Source organism: Dialister sp. (genome assembly GCF_047832375.1).
Taxonomy (GTDB): Bacteria; Bacillota; Negativicutes; order Veillonellales; family Dialisteraceae; genus Dialister.
This window is the reverse complement of sequence record NZ_CP181256.1, coordinates 1,332,153-1,348,839: the sequence shown is the minus strand read 5'-3', so window position 1 is coordinate 1,348,839 and position 16,687 is coordinate 1,332,153. Positions and strand designations below refer to the sequence as shown.

Genomic DNA, 16,687 nt, shown 5'->3' with positions numbered 1-16,687 from the left:
ACGCCTTCGGCGAAGTGGCTCAAGTGGCTGAGGGGATGGTGCGGCGCACAATTCATATAGCGCCGCAAAGTAATGATTTTACAGCTCCGCCGCTGATTATAAAACTCGTGCCGCCATATAATTCTGATGCGGCACACCTTCCCCTTGGCCGCAGGCCATTCCCCTTGAGCCACTTCAGCCACCTCAGCCACTTTTCATCGCCCTGTTTTTATACTTATCAATCCCATCATGGAATGTTCCTCTAAAGAATGGTAAAATAAAGTGATTAAAGCAAGTAATGGGGCTATTACCAGGCCCTTTGTGACTATAGGAGGAAATCATGCATTTTACAAAATGGCAGGCCTGCGGCAATGACTTTGTCTTTGTCAATGGCTTTGAAGAAAACCTGGAAGAAATCACAAAACACACCGTGGAAATCTGTGACCGCCATTTCGGCATCGGCGCCGATGGCATTATTTTTGTCCTGCCCTCCGACAAGGCGGACCTTCGGATGCGTATTTTCAACGCCGACGGATCAGAAGCGGAAATGTGCGGTAACGGCATCCGGGCTTTTGCCAAATGGGCCCATGAACTGGGACTGGTGAAGGAGAAGCGGATTTCTGTGGAAACGGGAGCGGGCATCCTGTACCCGGAACTTCTGAATTCAGGTCTGGTCAAAGTGGATATGGGGAAACCCCATCTCACTGCTGAAGAAATTCCAGTGACCGGCCTTGGTAAAGGACCGGTGATTTCCCAGCCTCTTTTCAATGAGGCCAATCAGAAATCCTATGATGTCACCTGCGTATCCATGGGGAATCCTCACTGCGTCATTTTCGTCGATGACGCCGAAAAGGTGAACGTAGCTGGCGAAGGGCCGTCCCTGGAGACAGATCCCCACTTCCCGAGAAAGACGAATGTGGAATTCGTAAGCTCCCTGGGCAAGAACCATTTCCGCATGCGGGTATGGGAACGGGGCACCGGCATCACCATGGCCTGCGGCACCGGCACCTGTGCCTCCGTGGTGGCAGCCATCCTGAACGGCAAAACGGAAAAGGAAGCGGACGTAGACCTTGACGGCGGCCGCCTCCACATTGTCTGGGACGGCCATCCGGAAGACCATGTCTTCATGACCGGACCTGCAGAAAAGGTGTTTGAAGGAACCTGTAAGTTGTAAAGTTATGGTCCCAAACGGGGCGGAGGGTTCATAAGGGTTGTGGGTCAAGCGCCGCTTCGCTTGCTCGACCGGGTTGTGGCTTGGGTAAGGCTGACGCCTTACCCGAGCGGGGCCATAAGGTTGGATTGCCGCCTTTTGCGGCAGATCCACCTTAGGCCCCGGCGCGAAACGCCCACAACCCGGTGAACGAGCGTAAGCGATGTTCACCTGCAACCCTTACGAACCATTCATTCGTTTGGAGCGCCTTCTTATCACTGAATTGATACAATGGAGATGGTACCATGAACAGCATGACCGGATTTGGAAGAGGTACTGCAGCTGGCGATGCCGGTACGGTGACAGCGGAAGTCAAAGCTGTCAACAGCCGATTCCTTGAAATTAACATGAGGACTGACCACTTTTCTGCCGCTTTGGAAGATCTGGCTGCCCGGAAATTGAAGGAAAAACTCCACCGGGGCAAGGTGAATGTATCCCTGTCCTACATGCCCGCCGCCGGCGGCAGCCGGTATTCCGTAGAACTGGACCGGCCCCTGCTGGAAGCCTATGTGAAGGCACTGGACGAAGGGAGAAAAGTGAAGGGCCTGCGGAATAAACGGCCCGTCATTTCGGATCTTCTTTCCCTGTCCCAGCCATTTATTACGGTCCGGAAAGAAGCGGTGTCCGATGAAACCCTGACGCCCCTGGTGGAAAAGGCCATGGATGAAGCCATTGCCGGCCTCCTGACCATGCGGGCAAAGGAAGGGGAGAATCTGAAAAAGGATCTGGAACAGCGGCTCTCCTTCCTTGAAGAGAAAAGGCAGTTCCTTCTCTCCAAACAGGATGTGGCAGCGAAGGAATACGAAGACCGGCTGAAGGCCCGGATCGATAAGGCCCTGGAAGGACGGGACGCTGACGTCGATGAGGACCGGGTGCTCCAGGAAGTGGCCATCTATTCCGAAAAAGTGGACTACACGGAAGAAGTGGTACGCCTCGGCAGCCACCTTTCCCAGTTCCATGACATTCTGGAAAGCGAAGGACCTATTGGCAGAAAGCTCGATTTCCTTCTTCAGGAAATCAACAGGGAAGTGAATACCACCGCCTCAAAAGCCAGTGACACCGAGGTGGTTGACTGTGTTATAATAATCAAGACAGAACTCGAAAAACTGCGCGAGCAAGTCCAAAATATTGAATAAGGAGTAATCAAAGTGGGATTTTCATTAATTAACATCGGATTCGGTAATATGGCAGCAGCTGCCCGTGTCATGGCGATTATCAGCCCGGAATCGGCGCCGGTAAAGCGTATGATCCAGGAAGCCCGGGACAATGGGGAGCTCATCGATGCCACCTATGGCAGGAAAACAAGGGCGGTCCTCATCATGGACAGCGGCCAGATTATCCTTTCCGCCGTACAGCCGGAAACGATTTCTCACAGACTCATGAGCAAAGATTCCATTATTAGCGAAGGAACGGATGAATAATGTGCGCTGAAAAGAAAGATGAAGGCATTCTCCTGGTTGTCTCCGGCCCCAGCGGCGCCGGAAAGGGCACCATCTGCAGTGCTATCCGGTCCCTTTACCCGAATCTCCATTATTCCGTTTCCATGACCACCAGGGAACCGAGAAAAGGGGAAGTGGAGGGAGAAAGCTATTTCTTTCGTACCAATGAACAGTTTGAAGAACTCATAAAAAAGGACGCTTTCCTGGAATATGCCAGGGTCTACGACCATTACTACGGCACACCGAAGAAGTATGTCCTGGACCTTATCGACCAGGGAAAATCGGTGCTTCTGGAAATCGACATCCAGGGCGCCATGCAGGTGAAGAAACGGTATCCGAAGGGCGTATTTATTTATATCGTCCCGCCGTCCCTTGAAATTCTTTCCGGCCGTCTCCATCATCGGGGTACGGACTCGGAAGAGGTCATCGAGAAGCGGCTGGCCCAGATTACCAGCGAACTTGCCATGGCCCACCAGTACGACTACATTGTGGTAAATGATAAATTGGAAGATGCAGTCCATAAGACCTGCTGCATCCTGGAAGCAGAACGGTGCAAACTGTCCCGCAATGAAGGCCAGATTGAAACGATTTTCAAACAATATATCAATAAGGAGGTACCTTTAAAATGATGTGTTTTCCGTCCATTGACAGCCTTGTGAAGAAAGTGGATTCCAAGTATACCCTGGTTACCCTGGCAGCCCTTCGCGCCCGCGAACTGACAGACGGCGCTCCGGCCCTCATTCCGGATGCCAAAGACAAGAAACCTGTCACCGTAGCACTGGAAGAAGTGTACTACGATAAGATTACCTATTCGTTCGATAAATAGTATGTGAAAATATGCCCATGCAAATGGAGGGGGCATAAAGGTTGTGGGTTGGGCGCCGCTTCGCTGGCCCGACCGGGTTGTGGCTGCATGCCAAGGCTGGCGCCTTGGTGCAGCGGGGGCCGTTGGTGGATCATCCGCCTTTGGCGGCAATAGCACCTCACGCCCCCGGCGCGAAGCGCCCACCACCCGGTGAACAAGCGAAGCGATGTTCACCCACAACCCTTATGCCCCCTTTATCGACATGGGTACGTAACTAAACTGTCAACTCACCATCATACTTTTACTTCAGGAAGGATCTTCCCATGTTTGAAAATAAACATATTGTCGTAGGAATCTGCGGCGGCATTGCCGCATTTAAAGCAGCGGGTCTTGTAAGCCAGCTGAGACAGCAGGGCGCCGATGTGCACTGCATTATGACAAAAAATGCGGCAAAGCTTGTCACTCCCATTACATTCGGCGAGCTTTCCGGCAACGACGTGACCGTAGATATGTTTGCCAATATCAATAAATGGGACGTAGAGCACATCGCCCTGGCCCGTCTGGCCGATGTCTTTGTCATCGCCCCTGCAACGGCAGACATCATCGGTAAAGTGGCCAACGGCATTGCGGACGACATGCTTTCCACCACCATCATGGCCACAAAGGCGAAGGTTATCTTCGTTCCGTCCATGAATACCAATATGTATGAAAATCCCATTGTCCAGGAAAATATGGCCAAACTCGCTGCCCATGGCTACCTCTTCGTAGAACCGGAGTCCGGGCACCTGGCCTGCAACACCAATGGCAAAGGCCGTTTCCCGAAGCAGGAAGTGATTTTCGAAGCCATTGAAAAGGCTCTCTTCGGCAAAGGACTGCTGAAAGGAAAGAAAATTATCGTCAGCGCCGGCGGTACCCAGGAAAATATCGATCCTGTCCGCTACATCAGCAACCGTTCCAGTGGCCGCATGGGCTACGCTATTGCGAAAGCGGCTGCCATGGAAGATGCCGATGTCACCCTGGTCAGCTGCACCCAGGCCCTTCCCGTACCGGCAGGAGTGAAGATCGAATACGTCCACGACGCCCGGGAACTGGATAAAGCCATGAATTCCCACTACGAAGACTGCGACGCCGCCATCATGGCCGCTGCCGTATCCGATTACCGTCCTAAAGTACAGGCTGCCCAGAAGATCAAGAAAGAATCCCACAATACCCTGACCATCGAACTCACCCAGAACCCCGATATTCTCTACGGCCTTGGCCAGAAGAAGAAGAACCAGTTCCTCGTAGGCTTTGCGGCGGAAACGAACGACGTCATCGAACACGGCAAGGAAAAGCTGAAACGGAAAAACCTGGACATGCTGGTGGCCAACGACGTTGCCATGCCGGGAGCCGGTTTCAACGTGAACACAAACATCGCCGCTCTCCTCTACAGAGACGGCCACATGGAACAGTATCCGAAGATGACAAAGGAAGAGCTGGGCCATATTATCATCGAAAAAATTGCGGAACGGCTGAAATAGGGATAATAAAAAGGACTGTGCGAAAGCACGGTCTTTTTTTATTACATGTGCGCCCAGCATGGGCGCACTCTTAAGGGTGAAAGTCCCTAGACCGCCCGACAGCGGGAAGGTCATAGCCGAACACCAAGGGTGTCCATCGTGAGGTGGAATCTGAAGGAAGGTGCAGGCAAATCTCCGGTCCGATGTACAAGAACCACATAAGGCTACGGCAGGATGGATAAGGTTGCATGACAAACTGAAGTCCCATAGCTGTACGGAATCCTGCAGAGTACATGTGGCGGATATATGGAGAGAAAGAGTGCGTTCTTACCTGGGGAGGTCTCACGGACACAGCAGAATAAGGCTGTATTTACTGGGCTGTGCTGTGGTTGAAATAAGATTTGCCGTGAGAAGTCAGCAGAGGCCATAGTACCAGATGGCTCATAGGCATCTGGGAAGGGCCGAACTTTAGGAGATGTTAGTCAATGAAAGTAACCAACCATGGGCTTAAAGGCAGACAACTTCAGAAAGAAGACTACTGGCAGAAAGCAGCTGCGGAACAGCAAGGATATGCCGGAGTGCCCATCCATGTGAGGATTGCTGAAAACAACAACATCATCGCAGACTTGCATAAGCAGGAATGCGAAAACTAAAGAACCGCCGTATACCGAACGGTACGTACGGTGGTGTGAGAGGTCGGCGGGCCGAAGCCCGCCTCCTACTCGATGATAAGTGGCTGGGGAACTAAGGTGACTCAAGTGGCTGAGGGGAAGGTGGCGCTGGTGAGATTGGGGTCGAGTGCATCAGCTGCTGCGTTGCCATTCCAATTGACACTAACCTTAAAGCGAAGCGGCCAGCCGGGCCCGGAAAAGAAGGCGCTTTCATGGGGCAGGCCCGGCTTGAGGGTCCTATGCAGGACTTCCATCTCTGAGGGCCTGCCTGTTGATGAATATGTATAAAAATTGCGGCGCCCCATGAATTGTGCGCCGCATTACGAGCCCAGGCGAAGCCTTAGCCCTGGCCTTCCCATAGCCCTGCCTCAGGCAGAGCCCCGGCCAAAGGCCGCAGCTTTTCCTTTTATTTCTTCAGAATCTCAAACTCCCGTCCCCGGACCCGGATGAGCCCGTCCTTTTCCATGGCCGACAGCTCCCGGGACAGGGCGCTTCGGTTGGCAGAAAGGTAGTCTGCCAGGTCTTCCCGGGAGTAGGGGATGGTGAAGGTAAGGGTGCCCTGGCTTTCCGCTTCCGCTGACAGGAAGGCGCAGATCTTGTCCCGGAGGGTTTTCTGGGATACGATGGAGGACTTCTGCATCAGTTTCTGGGCCTTATCGGTCATCATGGAAATCAGGTTTTCGATGAGGGGAAGTACTTCCTTTTCCCCGGCGCAGGAGAGGAGGCGCCGGTAGGGGATGAAGAGCACCTTCGCCGCTTCCGGGGCGTAAAAGGTGACGGAGGCATTGCGGCTGTGGGAACAGGCGAAGTTTTCACCGAAGAGTTCTCCCTTTCCCATGCGGACGAGAATGGTTTTCTCTCCCCATGCGTTATCTTTCGTCATGTACACGTGACCCTGGAGGATGAGTCCCATACAGTCAATGGGGTCGTTTTCAAAATAGATATAGTTTCCTTTTCTGTAATTTTTGATAAAGCAGCCGGATAGGAGAATGATCTTCTGTATCCGGTCTTTATCCATGCCCTGAAAGAGGGGGAGGCTCTGTAAAAGTGAGTAGTCCATGTTTGGCTCCAGTCAGTTATTAAGGAAGCGCTGATTAATTCGTAGAGTCAGATTTCATAAGGATTTTTATGCACTGCTTCGTCATAGCTCTCCTTAAATAGCTCGCTATTCGCGTCGAGCTATTCCTCGCATTGCATAAAAATCCAAGAATGAAATCCGACAACAATTTAATCAGTGCTTCCTTAAATCGGGGGTTGCGATGATGGTCAATCATATGGATGGACCTAGGGGTTGTGGGTTGTAGCTTCAACGTTGCTTCGCTTATTAAAGCGGGGGCCGTTGGTGAATTTGCCGCCTTTGGCGGCTGCGACACCTTATGCTCCCGGTGCGAAGCACCCACAACCCGGTGGGACCAGCGAAGCGGCGTCCCACCTGCAACCTTTAGCCCCATTCATACGTTGCGATTTACCTTTGTTTTACATTATATGCTCTCTCTGTTGCACAGGCAACAATATTTGGAACTTAATTATTCTATAATATTACAGTACCCAATGTGAGAGTCGTAGGAAGTATACAGGAGGAAAAGATATGCAGGAGAAAATGTTCTGTTTCCAGTGCCAGGAAACCTATGGGAATAAGGGATGCACCAATGGCGGCGTCTGCGGCAAGCAGCCGGATACCGCCCATCTGCAGGATGTGCTGATTTATGCCACCAAGGGCCTTTCGGAAGTGGCTACGGCCTGGAGAAAGGAAGGCCTTTCCGTTCCCCAGGATGTGAACCATCTGGTGACGGTGAACCTTTTCGTCACCATTACGAATGCCAACTTTGATAATGATTTCATTACGAAGCGCATCAACAAGACCCTGGACGTGAAGAATCACATGATTTCCGAACTGAAAGACAGCACCCACCTGTCCCGTGCCGCTTACTGGGATGTGGATGAGAAGTATTTCAAAGATGCCTACCCCTTCATCGGCGTACTGGCAACAAAGGATGAAAATATCCGTTCCCTCCGGGAACTCATTACCTACGGACTGAAGGGCCTTGCCGCCTACAGCCATCATGCCAATGTGCTCCATAAGGACAGTGAAGAAATCGATGCGTTCCTCCAGGAAACCCTGGCAAAGACCCTGGATGACAGTCTTTCTGTGGACGATCTCGTGGCCCTCACCCTGAAAACCGGGGAATATGGGGTAAAGGGTATGGCCATGCTGGATGAGGCCAATACCTCTGCCTATGGCAACCCGGAAATCACGGAAGTGGACATCGGCGTCCGGAAGAACCCGGGCATCCTCATTTCCGGCCATGACCTGAAGGACCTGGAAATGCTTCTGGAACAGACGAAGGACACCGGCGTGGACGTCTATACCCACGGCGAAATGCTGCCGGCCCATTACTATCCCTTCTTCAAGAAATATAAAAACTTTGCCGGAAACTACGGCAATGCCTGGTGGAAGCAGAGAGAAGAATTCGACTCCTTCAATGGCCCCATCCTCATGACCACGAACTGCGTGGTACCGCCGAAGGACAGCTACAAGGACCGCCTCTGGACCACCGGTGCCGTTTCCTTCCCCGGATGCGGCCACATCGACGACAAGGACGGAGTGAAAGACTTCAGCCCCATTATCGAACAGGCAAAGAAATGCCGGGCTCCCAGGGAAATCGAAACCGGCAAGATTGTGGGCGGCTTTGCCCATAACCAGGTCTTCGCCCTGGCGGACAAAGTGGTGGACGCTGTAAAGAGCGGCGCCATCAAGAAATTCATCGTCATGGCAGGCTGCGATGGCCGGGCCCGGAGCCGGGAATACTACCGGAACTTTGCCCTTGCCCTGCCGAAGGATACGGTGATCCTCACCGCAGGCTGCGCAAAATACAAGTACAATAAGCTGGATCTGGGCACCATCGGCGGCATTCCGCGTGTCCTGGACGCCGGCCAGTGCAACGATTCCTACAGCCTCGCCCTCATCGCCCTGAAGCTGAAAGAAGTCTTCGAACTGGACGATGTGAACGACCTGCCCATCGTGTACAATATCGCCTGGTATGAACAGAAGGCAGTCATCGTGCTCCTGGCTCTCCTGTACCTGGGGGTAAAGAATATCCACCTGGGACCGACTCTCCCTGCCTTCCTCTCGCCGGCAGTGGTAAACGTGCTTGTCAACAATTTCGGCATCGCCGGCATCACCACCGTGGAAGACGACATGAAGTTGTTCTTTGGTAAGTGATCGTGGCATGGTTTTGTATAGTGTCATAAGCATGATAATGGATATTGTGGAAGTGGCTGAAGGGTAACGCCTTCGGCGAAGTGGCTCAAGTGGCTGAGGGGGTGGAGCGGCGCACAATATTTAGAAGCGCTGCGGAATTTATATTTTGCAGCTTCCCTGCAAAATACATCATTTGTGCCGCTTTATGAATTGATGCGGCACACCAACCCCTCGGGCGGAGCCCGTTACCCCTCAGCCACTTGAGTCACCTCAGCCACCTGCACGTAACCATTTCATCCTATGTGTCATTTCCAGCTCAAACATACATTCCTATTGTCAACAGTTGCCAAATCAATGAATTAACGTTATAATAATACTCAAGTGAATTAAGACTCATCAAGAGCAGCTGAGGGATTTGGCCCTATGACGCTGCAGCAACCATTCCGACAGGAACCGGTGCTAATTCCATCAGCATTTGCTGGCAGATGAGAGAAGAAGCTCTCCCTGCGGAGAGCTTTTTATTTTACTATTCCAGATATCCAATAGTGAGGAGGATTTTATATGTCAAAAAAAGTTTTATTTACTTCCGAATCCGTTACCGAAGGACATCCTGATAAGATTGCGGACCAGATTTCCGATGCCATTCTCGATGCCATCCTGGAACAGGATCCCAATGGCCGTGTAGCCTGCGAAACCATCGTCACCACCGGCCAGGTCCATGTATTTGGTGAAATCACCACCACCACCTATGTGCCGATTCCGCAGGTCATCCGTAAGACCATCAATGATATCGGCTACACCGATGCCCGTTATGGTTTTGATGGGGAAAGCGTCGGCATCAATGTAGCCATCGATGAACAGTCTCCGGATATCGCCATGGGCGTGAACCAGTCCCTGGAAGCCAAGGAAAACAAGGCTGACAAGTACGATATCGGCGCTGGCGACCAGGGCATGATGTTCGGCTACGCTTCCAATGAAACGCCGGAATACCTGCCCATGCCGATTGCACTGGCTCACCGCCTGGCACGCCGGCTCGCTGAAGTCCGCAAAGATGGGGAAGTACCGTACCTCCGTCCTGATGGAAAGACACAGGTCACCGTGGAATACGATGATGGCAAGCCTACCCGCGTGGACACCGTCGTTATTTCCGCCCAGCACAACCCTGACGTCACCCATGACCAGATCGAACAGGACATGATCAATAAGGTCATCAAGAAAATCATTCCGGAAAAATTCCTGGATGAAAACACAAAGTACCTCATCAACCCCACCGGCCGTTTCGTTATCGGCGGACCCCAGGGCGATGCAGGACTTACAGGCCGTAAGATTATCGTCGACACCTACGGCGGCATGGCCCGTCATGGCGGCGGATGCTTCTCCGGCAAGGATCCCACGAAGGTTGACCGCTCCGCGGCCTATGCTGCCCGGTATGTAGCCAAGAACATCGTGGCTGCCGGCATTGCGGATAAATGCGAAATCGAACTGGCCTATGCCATCGGCGTAGCAGAACCGGTTTCCATTTTCGTTGATACCTTCGGCACCGGCAAGATCGATGATGAAAAGATCGTAGACCTCATCCGGAAGAACTTCGAACTCCGTCCGGCAGGCATCATCGATATGCTGAACCTCCGCCGTCCGATCTACAAGCAGACCGCTGCTTATGGTCATTTCGGAAGAACTGACATCGACCTGCCCTGGGAACATACGGATAAAGCGGAAATCCTGAAGAAGGAAGCAGGACTGTAAGAGAGCTGCGCTCAGGTGGCTGAGGTGGCTCAAGTGGCTCAGGGGAAACGCCCTTCGGGCGAGGGGATGGTGCGGCGCACAATTCATATGGCGCCGCAGAGTATATAATTTGCAGTTTCGCTGCATAATACATACTCGTGCCGCTTCATGAATTGATGCGGCACACTTTCCCCTTGGCCGAAGGCCATTCCCCTTGAGTCACTTTGCCGTCAGGCATTACTCCTCAGCCACTTTTCACCTGTTTCAGCAGCCTTCATCTTCCACCTGCTTGTCCCACTCATTTCCCAATATATGGTAAAATAATGGATAGCCCTTTTGGCTGTCCATTATTTTTTTGGAGGGAACCATATGACGGAAACCATTGCGGAGGTCCTGATCAACAGGCCCTCGAAACATCTGAACAGGACATTTTCCTACCGCATTCCGGAGTCCCTGAAGGAAGCGGGCCCCGGATGGCGCTGCGTCGTTTCCTTTGCCCGCCGGAAGGAGGAGGGCATTATCCTTTCGGTCCGGGAAGAAGATACCTCGAAACTGGACTACAAGATCCTTCCCATCGAATCCCTGGTGGACACTTTTCCCTGGTTCACGGAAGAAATGATGCGGACCGCCCTCTGGATTTCCAACTATTACATGTGCACCGTTATAGAAGCCCTCCGTCTCTTCTATATCGACAAAAAAGCCATGAAAACCATGATTTCCTATGACATTCTGTGGGACCGGATCGAAGAAGCGGGAAATCAGGACATTCCGGCCCTGGTGGATCGATCTGTGGAACAGGTGGACGAGAAAGACGGCCGCCTTCTTTTCGGGGACTCCCTTTCTCTCTACGTGAAGCAGGGATTCCTCCGGAAGAAAGAAATCCTCGATGCCGCCCACAAGGAACCTCTGGAGCGTTGGCTGGTGCCGGAGAGGACCCTCACCGAAGAGGAGCGGCGGAAAAGCAAAAGGCAGGCTGCGCTCTCCGATTTCCTTGAGGGAAGTCCGGCATCCCTCAAAAGGCTGAAGGAAAACAGCTTTGGCCCGGCCCTTGTGAAAAGTTTCTGCCTTAACGGCTATGGCCACGTGACCTACCGCAGAAAGAAGACCTTTTCTCTCATCGATGAAGAGGGGAAAAGGAAGGACCGGAAACTCACCGACGAACAGGAAAAGGCGGTGAAGGAAATCTGTGAATCCATAGACAAAGGTTCCTATGAAGGATTCCTCCTGAAGGGAGTCACAGGCAGCGGAAAAACGGAAGTTTACCTGGAAGCTGCCCGGCATGCCCTGGAAGAGGGGGGCTCAGCCCTGATCCTGGTGCCTGAAATCGCTCTCACCAACCAGATGACCGCCTATTTTGCCTCCGTTTTCGGGGACAAAGTGGTCTTCATTCACAGCAATCTCAGCAAGGGGGAGCGGTATAACAACCGCATGCGCATCGATAACGGGGAAAGTCCCATCATCATCGGCTCCCGGTCTGCTATCTTCATGCCCTTCCATAACCTGAAACTCATCGTGGTGGACGAGGAATACGATTCCTCCTACAAGCAGGGGGAAAGTCCCCGGTATAACGGGAGGGACGTGGCAAAGGTGATGGCCACCCTCTACCATTGTCCTATCGTTTTAGGAGCGGCCACTCCCTCCATTGCCACCAACTATGCCGCAGAGCAGGGGAAAATCCGGGAAATCACCATGAATCACCGGGTATTCCATACGCCGCTGCCGAAAATCCATGTCTGCGACCTTCGGGAAACGCCGCCCATTGATAACAATGGCCTTCTCTCAGGACCTCTCATTACCCTCCTTCACAAGACCGTAGCGGACCACCATAAGGCCATACTTCTCCTGAACCGGAGAGGCTTTGCGACTACCCTCATGTGCTCTTCCTGCGGCTACGTATTCAAATGCCCCAACTGTGACGTATCCCTGGTGTACCACAAAGAGACCCGGCAGCTGAAATGCCATTACTGCGAAACCGTGCACCCTGTGCCAAGGGAATGCCCGCAGTGCCACGGCCATAAGATCCTTTACCTTGGCGCCGGCACGGAACGGGTGGAGGAGGAACTGGCGGAATACCTGCCGGAAGCGAAGTGCCGCCGGTTCGATCTGGACAGCACCCGGAGAAAAAACAGCGCCCGGGAAATTCTGGATGATTTCCGGGAAGGGAAATTTGACATTCTCTTCGGCACCCAGATGGTGGCCAAGGGCCACGACATTCCCGGCGTCCAGACCGTGGGTATCCTTTCGGCGGACAGCATCCTGAATATTCCCTCCTACCTGGCGGCGGAACAGACATTCAACCTCATCACCCAGTGTGCCGGAAGGGCAGGGCGGAGCCACGAGCAGGGAGAAGTGGTGCTGCAGACCTACAATCCCACCCACTATGTAATCCAGGCGGCGTCGAGGCAGGATTACGATGGCTTCTACCGCCAGGAAATCCGGTACCGCCAGGCCCTCCGGTTTCCGCCGTTCTCCAGGCTCATGAAAATCACCTGCTTCAATGAAGACGAGAAAAAAGCGAACCGCCAGGCCCAGGGAATCTACGAATGGCTCACCGCCGTCATTCCCCGGCTCCCCGAGAAAGTGAGGACCACGCCCCCCTTCAGCGAACCCATCAAACGGGTGCGGAACCTGTACTACGTATCCCTCCTCATCAGGGGAGACAGCCTTTCCACCCTGAAAAATGCCATGCGCTCGGCATCTGTATTCCAGGAAAATGATATAATTATAGATGTAGATCCGTTGTGAAATGAGGAATCAGGAATTAGGAATGAGGAATGGTGGTGCGGCGCACAAAAATACAGCGCCCCATTTAAGATAGCTTAACGGTGGTTGCGAAGCGGCTATTCGGCTAAAGTCACTCTATTATAAAGAGATCGAGGCCGAGACCGAGGAAATCAGGAGTATAGAAGTGGCTGAGGGGTAACGCCTTCGGCGAGGTGACTCAGGTGACTGAAGGGGTTGTGCGGCACACAAAAAATACGGCGCCGCAGTATGAATTTCTGCTGTAAAGCGGCTATTCGGCTAAAGTCACTCTATCCGTCAGAGCGTTCCCCCTTGGAGAAGGGGGACGGTCAAAGGCCGGGGGATGGATCCGCCTCGCAGAGGCGGGATCTGCGCAGCAGTGGATGTTCTTCATGACCCGATGATCCATCCTGCGGCTTTGCCCATCTCTAAGGGGCTGCATGTTGGGGGAACACCTCACATGGGCTTACAGACTGTTACGATGATTTCCCGCCGCGAAGCGGCTAAGCTGCTCAAGGCTCAGGGCTAAAAGCTCAAGGCCCCGCTCCCAGTGACTCCAACCGTACCTGACCAGCGCCGCAGGCTGACCAGCTTTCCTAAAAGCTAAAAGCTAGAAGCTAGAAGCCCCCGCCCGACTTGGGAATACATATAAAAAAACTATTCAGAAAGAAGGTATCCTATTTTGAGTAAAATTATTACCGCCGGAAACCCGATTCTTACCATGAAGGCTGAACCGGTCACCGAATTTGATAAAAAACTGAAATTTCTGGTTAACGACATGAAGAAGACCCTCTACGAAGCAAACGGCGTAGGCCTGGCAGCTCCGCAGATTGCCATTTCCAAAAGGATTTTCGTAGCCGATGATGGGGAGACTGGATTTGAAGCCTATATCAACCCCGTTTGGAAGCCGGACGGAGAGGAAAAGAACATCGACACTGAAGGCTGCCTGTCGGTGCCGGAATATTTCGGTGAAGTGGAACGGTATTCCAACGTCATCATCCATTACCAGGATATCCGGGGCAAGAAGAAGACGAAGAAAGCCTCCGGCCTTCTGGCCCGCTGCATCCAGCATGAAACGGACCACCTGAATGGTATCCTCTTTATTGAAAAAGCGATTTCCCTGCACAAAGGACCGAAAAATGAAGAATAACTACCGCATCCTTTTCATGGGCACCCCGGACTTTGCCCTCCCTGCCCTGGAAGCTCTCAAAGCCCATGGCTATATGCCGATCGCCCTTTATACCCAGCCGGACCGGATCAACGGCAGGGGAAAGAAAATCAATTTCTCCCCGGTGAAATCCTTCGGCCTGGCCAATGATATCCCCGTGTTCCAGCCCACCACCCTGAAATCGGAAGAGGAGCAGCAGAAGATCCGGGACCTGGCTCCGGACCTCATCATCGTCATTGCCTATGGCAAAATCCTGCCGAAGGCGGTACTGGACATCCCCACCTACGGCGCCATCAACGTCCATGCCTCCCTGCTTCCGGAATACCGGGGGGCTGCGCCCATCCAGCGGGCCATTATTGATGGAAAGAAGAAGACCGGCGTCACCATTATGCAGCTGGACGAAGGCATGGATACGGGAAATATCGTTTCTGTCCGGGAAATGGACATTCCTTCCCACATGACGGCGGGGGAACTGTTCGACGCTTTGGGCGCTCTTGGCGCAGAGGAACTGATTTCCGTCCTGGATGACCTGCCGGAAAAGCTGGCCCATTCCATTCCCCAGGACCATACGAAGGCCACCTACGCAGAAAAAGTGACAAAGGATATGGGCCATATCGACTGGACAAAGGATGCGGCCACCCTGGACTGCCTTATCCGGGGCATGTATCCCAATCCCGGCACCTATACCTTCTATCGGGGGAAGCGGGTAAAGATTCACCGGGCCTCCATGGAAGAGAAGGACTCCGGCCTCCCCGCAGGGACCGTCATTTCTACCGCTGGCGGCTCCATCCACGTGGCCTGCGGAAAGGGGACCATCGCTATTTCCGAGCTGCAGCCCGAAAACCACCGGAAAATGGCAGCCTCCGATTTTATCAACGGATATCAGGTGAAAGCGAATGAAACATTCGGCGAATAAACCGGCTCCCTCCGCCCGGCGGCTGGCGTACCAGGCCCTCTACGACATCTTGGAAAAAGGGGCCTATGGCAATCTCACCATGCAGCAGGCCCTGAAGACCTATACCCTTACGGAGGCGGAGACCCACTTATTCACAGAACTGGTCTATGGAGTTCTCAGGCGGTATAATGTTCTCCTCTGGGTCATTTCCCGCCTGAGCAGCCGGCCGGTGAAAAAGCTCCATTCCTCGGTGCGGATCCTCCTGTGCCTGGGACTTTACCAGCTTATGTACCTCACCAGGATTCCGGAATCCGCAGCGGTGAATGAATCCGTAAAGATTGCAAAGAAAGTGACCCATATGGGAAATGCGGGATTCGTGAATGCCATCCTTCGCAGCTATACGCGGCGGAAGGAGGAAATCCACCTGTTTCCCCGGGAAGAAAATCCCCTGCTCTACGATTCCCTGAAATGGAATGAGCCGGAATGGCTCGTGGCCCGTTGGGAAAAGGAATGGGGCGAAGAAAAGGCAGCAAAAGTGCTGGAAGCCATGAGCCAGGTGCCCAGTCTTACGGTACGCATGAATACCCTCAAAACGGACAGGGCCTCCTTTATGGCCCTTCTGGAAAAAGAGGGGATTGAGGCAGAGCCTATTCCCTGGAAAGAAGAGGCCTTCCGCATCACCAAAGGTGCCCATGCCATCTGGAAACTCCTGGATGAAGGCTATGGCTATGCCCAGTCCCTGTCTTCCATGATTCCTCCCGACGTCCTCGCGCCGAAGGCGGGGGAAAAGGTGCTGGACATGTGCGCCGCCCCGGGCAGCAAAACCACCCAGCTGGCTGAGCTCATGAAGAATACCGGCTCCATCGATGCCTGGGACCTGTATCCCCATAAAATCAACCTCATTAAAAACAATGCGAAGAAACTGGGTATCACCATCATCCATGCAGGCGCCCGGGATTCTTCGAAACCATTCCCCGCACTGGCAGGAACCTATGATAAGGTCCTTCTTGACGCTCCCTGTTCGGGTCTCGGGGTGCTCTCTCATAAGCCGGAAATCCGTTGGCGCCGGGAAGAGGAGGGACTCGCCGAATTTCCACCGCTCCAGGAAAAACTGCTGGACGCCGCCGCTTCCTATGTGAAGCAGGGGGGCATTCTGGTTTACAGCACCTGCACGTTAAACCGGGAAGAAAATGAGGAAAGGGTCTCTGCCTTTCTCAAAAAGCATGCCGATTTCCATGCCCTGGATTTCGAAATTCCGGGCCTTGGGAAATCGGAAAACGGAATGATCACCATCTGGCCCGATGAAACGGGAAGCGATGGTTTCTTTATTGCAAAACTGGTAAAGGAGTAAC

14 protein-coding genes and 1 riboswitch are annotated in these 16,687 nt (G+C 53.1%); of the genes, 13 read left to right on the top strand and 1 reads right to left on the bottom strand.

Annotated elements, in window-relative coordinates:
- Positions 1–319: 319 nt before the first annotated feature.
- The 7 genes from dapF (at position 320) to ACFWUL_RS05390 (ending at position 5,585) form a co-directional block, all read left to right on the top strand.
- Positions 320–1,153: a diaminopimelate epimerase gene (gene dapF / locus ACFWUL_RS05420; RefSeq protein ID WP_416178034.1), complete on the top strand. Its 834-nt coding sequence runs from the start codon at positions 320–322 to the stop codon at positions 1,151–1,153.
- A gap of 281 nt (positions 1,154–1,434) precedes the next feature.
- Positions 1,435–2,325 (top strand): YicC/YloC family endoribonuclease, encoded by an 891-nt coding sequence (locus tag ACFWUL_RS05415; RefSeq protein WP_416178033.1) that lies wholly within the window; start codon positions 1,435–1,437, stop codon positions 2,323–2,325.
- Positions 2,326–2,337: 12 nt separating this feature from the next.
- Positions 2,338–2,610 carry an extracellular matrix/biofilm regulator RemA gene (gene remA / locus ACFWUL_RS05410; RefSeq protein WP_297023584.1) on the top strand — a complete coding sequence of 91 codons (273 nt, stop codon included), beginning with the start codon at positions 2,338–2,340 and terminating at the stop codon, positions 2,608–2,610.
- Complete coding sequence (gmk, locus tag ACFWUL_RS05405; protein WP_416178032.1) at positions 2,610–3,257, top strand: guanylate kinase; 648 nt, start codon at positions 2,610–2,612, stop codon at positions 3,255–3,257. The genes remA and gmk overlap by 1 nt, the downstream gene beginning before the upstream one ends.
- Positions 3,254–3,454 (top strand): DNA-directed RNA polymerase subunit omega, encoded by a 201-nt coding sequence (rpoZ, locus tag ACFWUL_RS05400; RefSeq protein WP_297023588.1) that lies wholly within the window; start codon positions 3,254–3,256, stop codon positions 3,452–3,454. The genes gmk and rpoZ overlap by 4 nt, the downstream gene beginning before the upstream one ends.
- A gap of 302 nt (positions 3,455–3,756) precedes the next feature.
- A complete protein-coding gene (coaBC, locus tag ACFWUL_RS05395; protein WP_416178031.1) occupies positions 3,757–4,953 on the top strand; it encodes a bifunctional phosphopantothenoylcysteine decarboxylase/phosphopantothenate--cysteine ligase CoaBC in 1,197 nt (398 codons plus the stop codon).
- Positions 4,954–5,417: 464 nt separating this feature from the next.
- Entirely contained in the window at positions 5,418–5,585 is a 168-nt protein-coding gene (locus ACFWUL_RS05390) for a hypothetical protein (RefSeq protein WP_297041640.1), read from the top strand.
- Positions 5,586–6,009: 424 nt separating this feature from the next.
- Here ACFWUL_RS05390 and ACFWUL_RS05385 read toward each other — a convergent pair whose 3' ends face one another.
- Complete coding sequence (locus tag ACFWUL_RS05385) at positions 6,010–6,663, bottom strand: Crp/Fnr family transcriptional regulator (RefSeq protein ID WP_297019485.1); 654 nt, start codon at positions 6,661–6,663, stop codon at positions 6,010–6,012.
- A gap of 528 nt (positions 6,664–7,191) precedes the next feature.
- On the opposite strand from ACFWUL_RS05385, the gene hcp reads away from it, so the two are divergent.
- From hcp to rsmB, 6 genes are all read left to right on the top strand, one after another.
- Positions 7,192–8,826, top strand: coding sequence for a hydroxylamine reductase (hcp, locus tag ACFWUL_RS05380; protein WP_416178030.1), 1,635 nt, complete (start codon positions 7,192–7,194; stop codon positions 8,824–8,826).
- A gap of 369 nt (positions 8,827–9,195) precedes the next feature.
- Positions 9,196–9,297: riboswitch (SAM riboswitch) on the top strand.
- A 69-nt stretch (positions 9,298–9,366) separates the two neighbouring features.
- On the top strand, positions 9,367–10,551 hold the full coding sequence (gene metK, locus ACFWUL_RS05375; RefSeq protein ID WP_416178029.1) for a methionine adenosyltransferase: 1,185 nt from the start codon (positions 9,367–9,369) through the stop codon (positions 10,549–10,551).
- Between the two features lie 348 nt (positions 10,552–10,899).
- Positions 10,900–13,275 carry a replication restart helicase PriA gene (priA, locus tag ACFWUL_RS05370; protein ID WP_416178028.1) on the top strand — a complete coding sequence of 792 codons (2,376 nt, stop codon included), beginning with the start codon at positions 10,900–10,902 and terminating at the stop codon, positions 13,273–13,275.
- A gap of 679 nt (positions 13,276–13,954) precedes the next feature.
- Positions 13,955–14,422: a peptide deformylase gene (gene def, locus ACFWUL_RS05365; protein WP_416178027.1), complete on the top strand. Its 468-nt coding sequence runs from the start codon at positions 13,955–13,957 to the stop codon at positions 14,420–14,422.
- Positions 14,412–15,356, top strand: a complete 945-nt coding sequence (gene fmt, locus ACFWUL_RS05360) for a methionyl-tRNA formyltransferase (RefSeq protein ID WP_416178026.1) — start codon at positions 14,412–14,414, stop codon at positions 15,354–15,356. Before def ends, fmt begins: the two co-directional genes overlap by 11 nt.
- On the top strand, positions 15,337–16,686 hold the full coding sequence (gene rsmB, locus ACFWUL_RS05355) for a 16S rRNA (cytosine(967)-C(5))-methyltransferase RsmB (protein ID WP_416178025.1): 1,350 nt from the start codon (positions 15,337–15,339) through the stop codon (positions 16,684–16,686). The genes fmt and rsmB overlap by 20 nt, the downstream gene beginning before the upstream one ends.
- Position 16,687 lies beyond the last annotated feature (1 nt).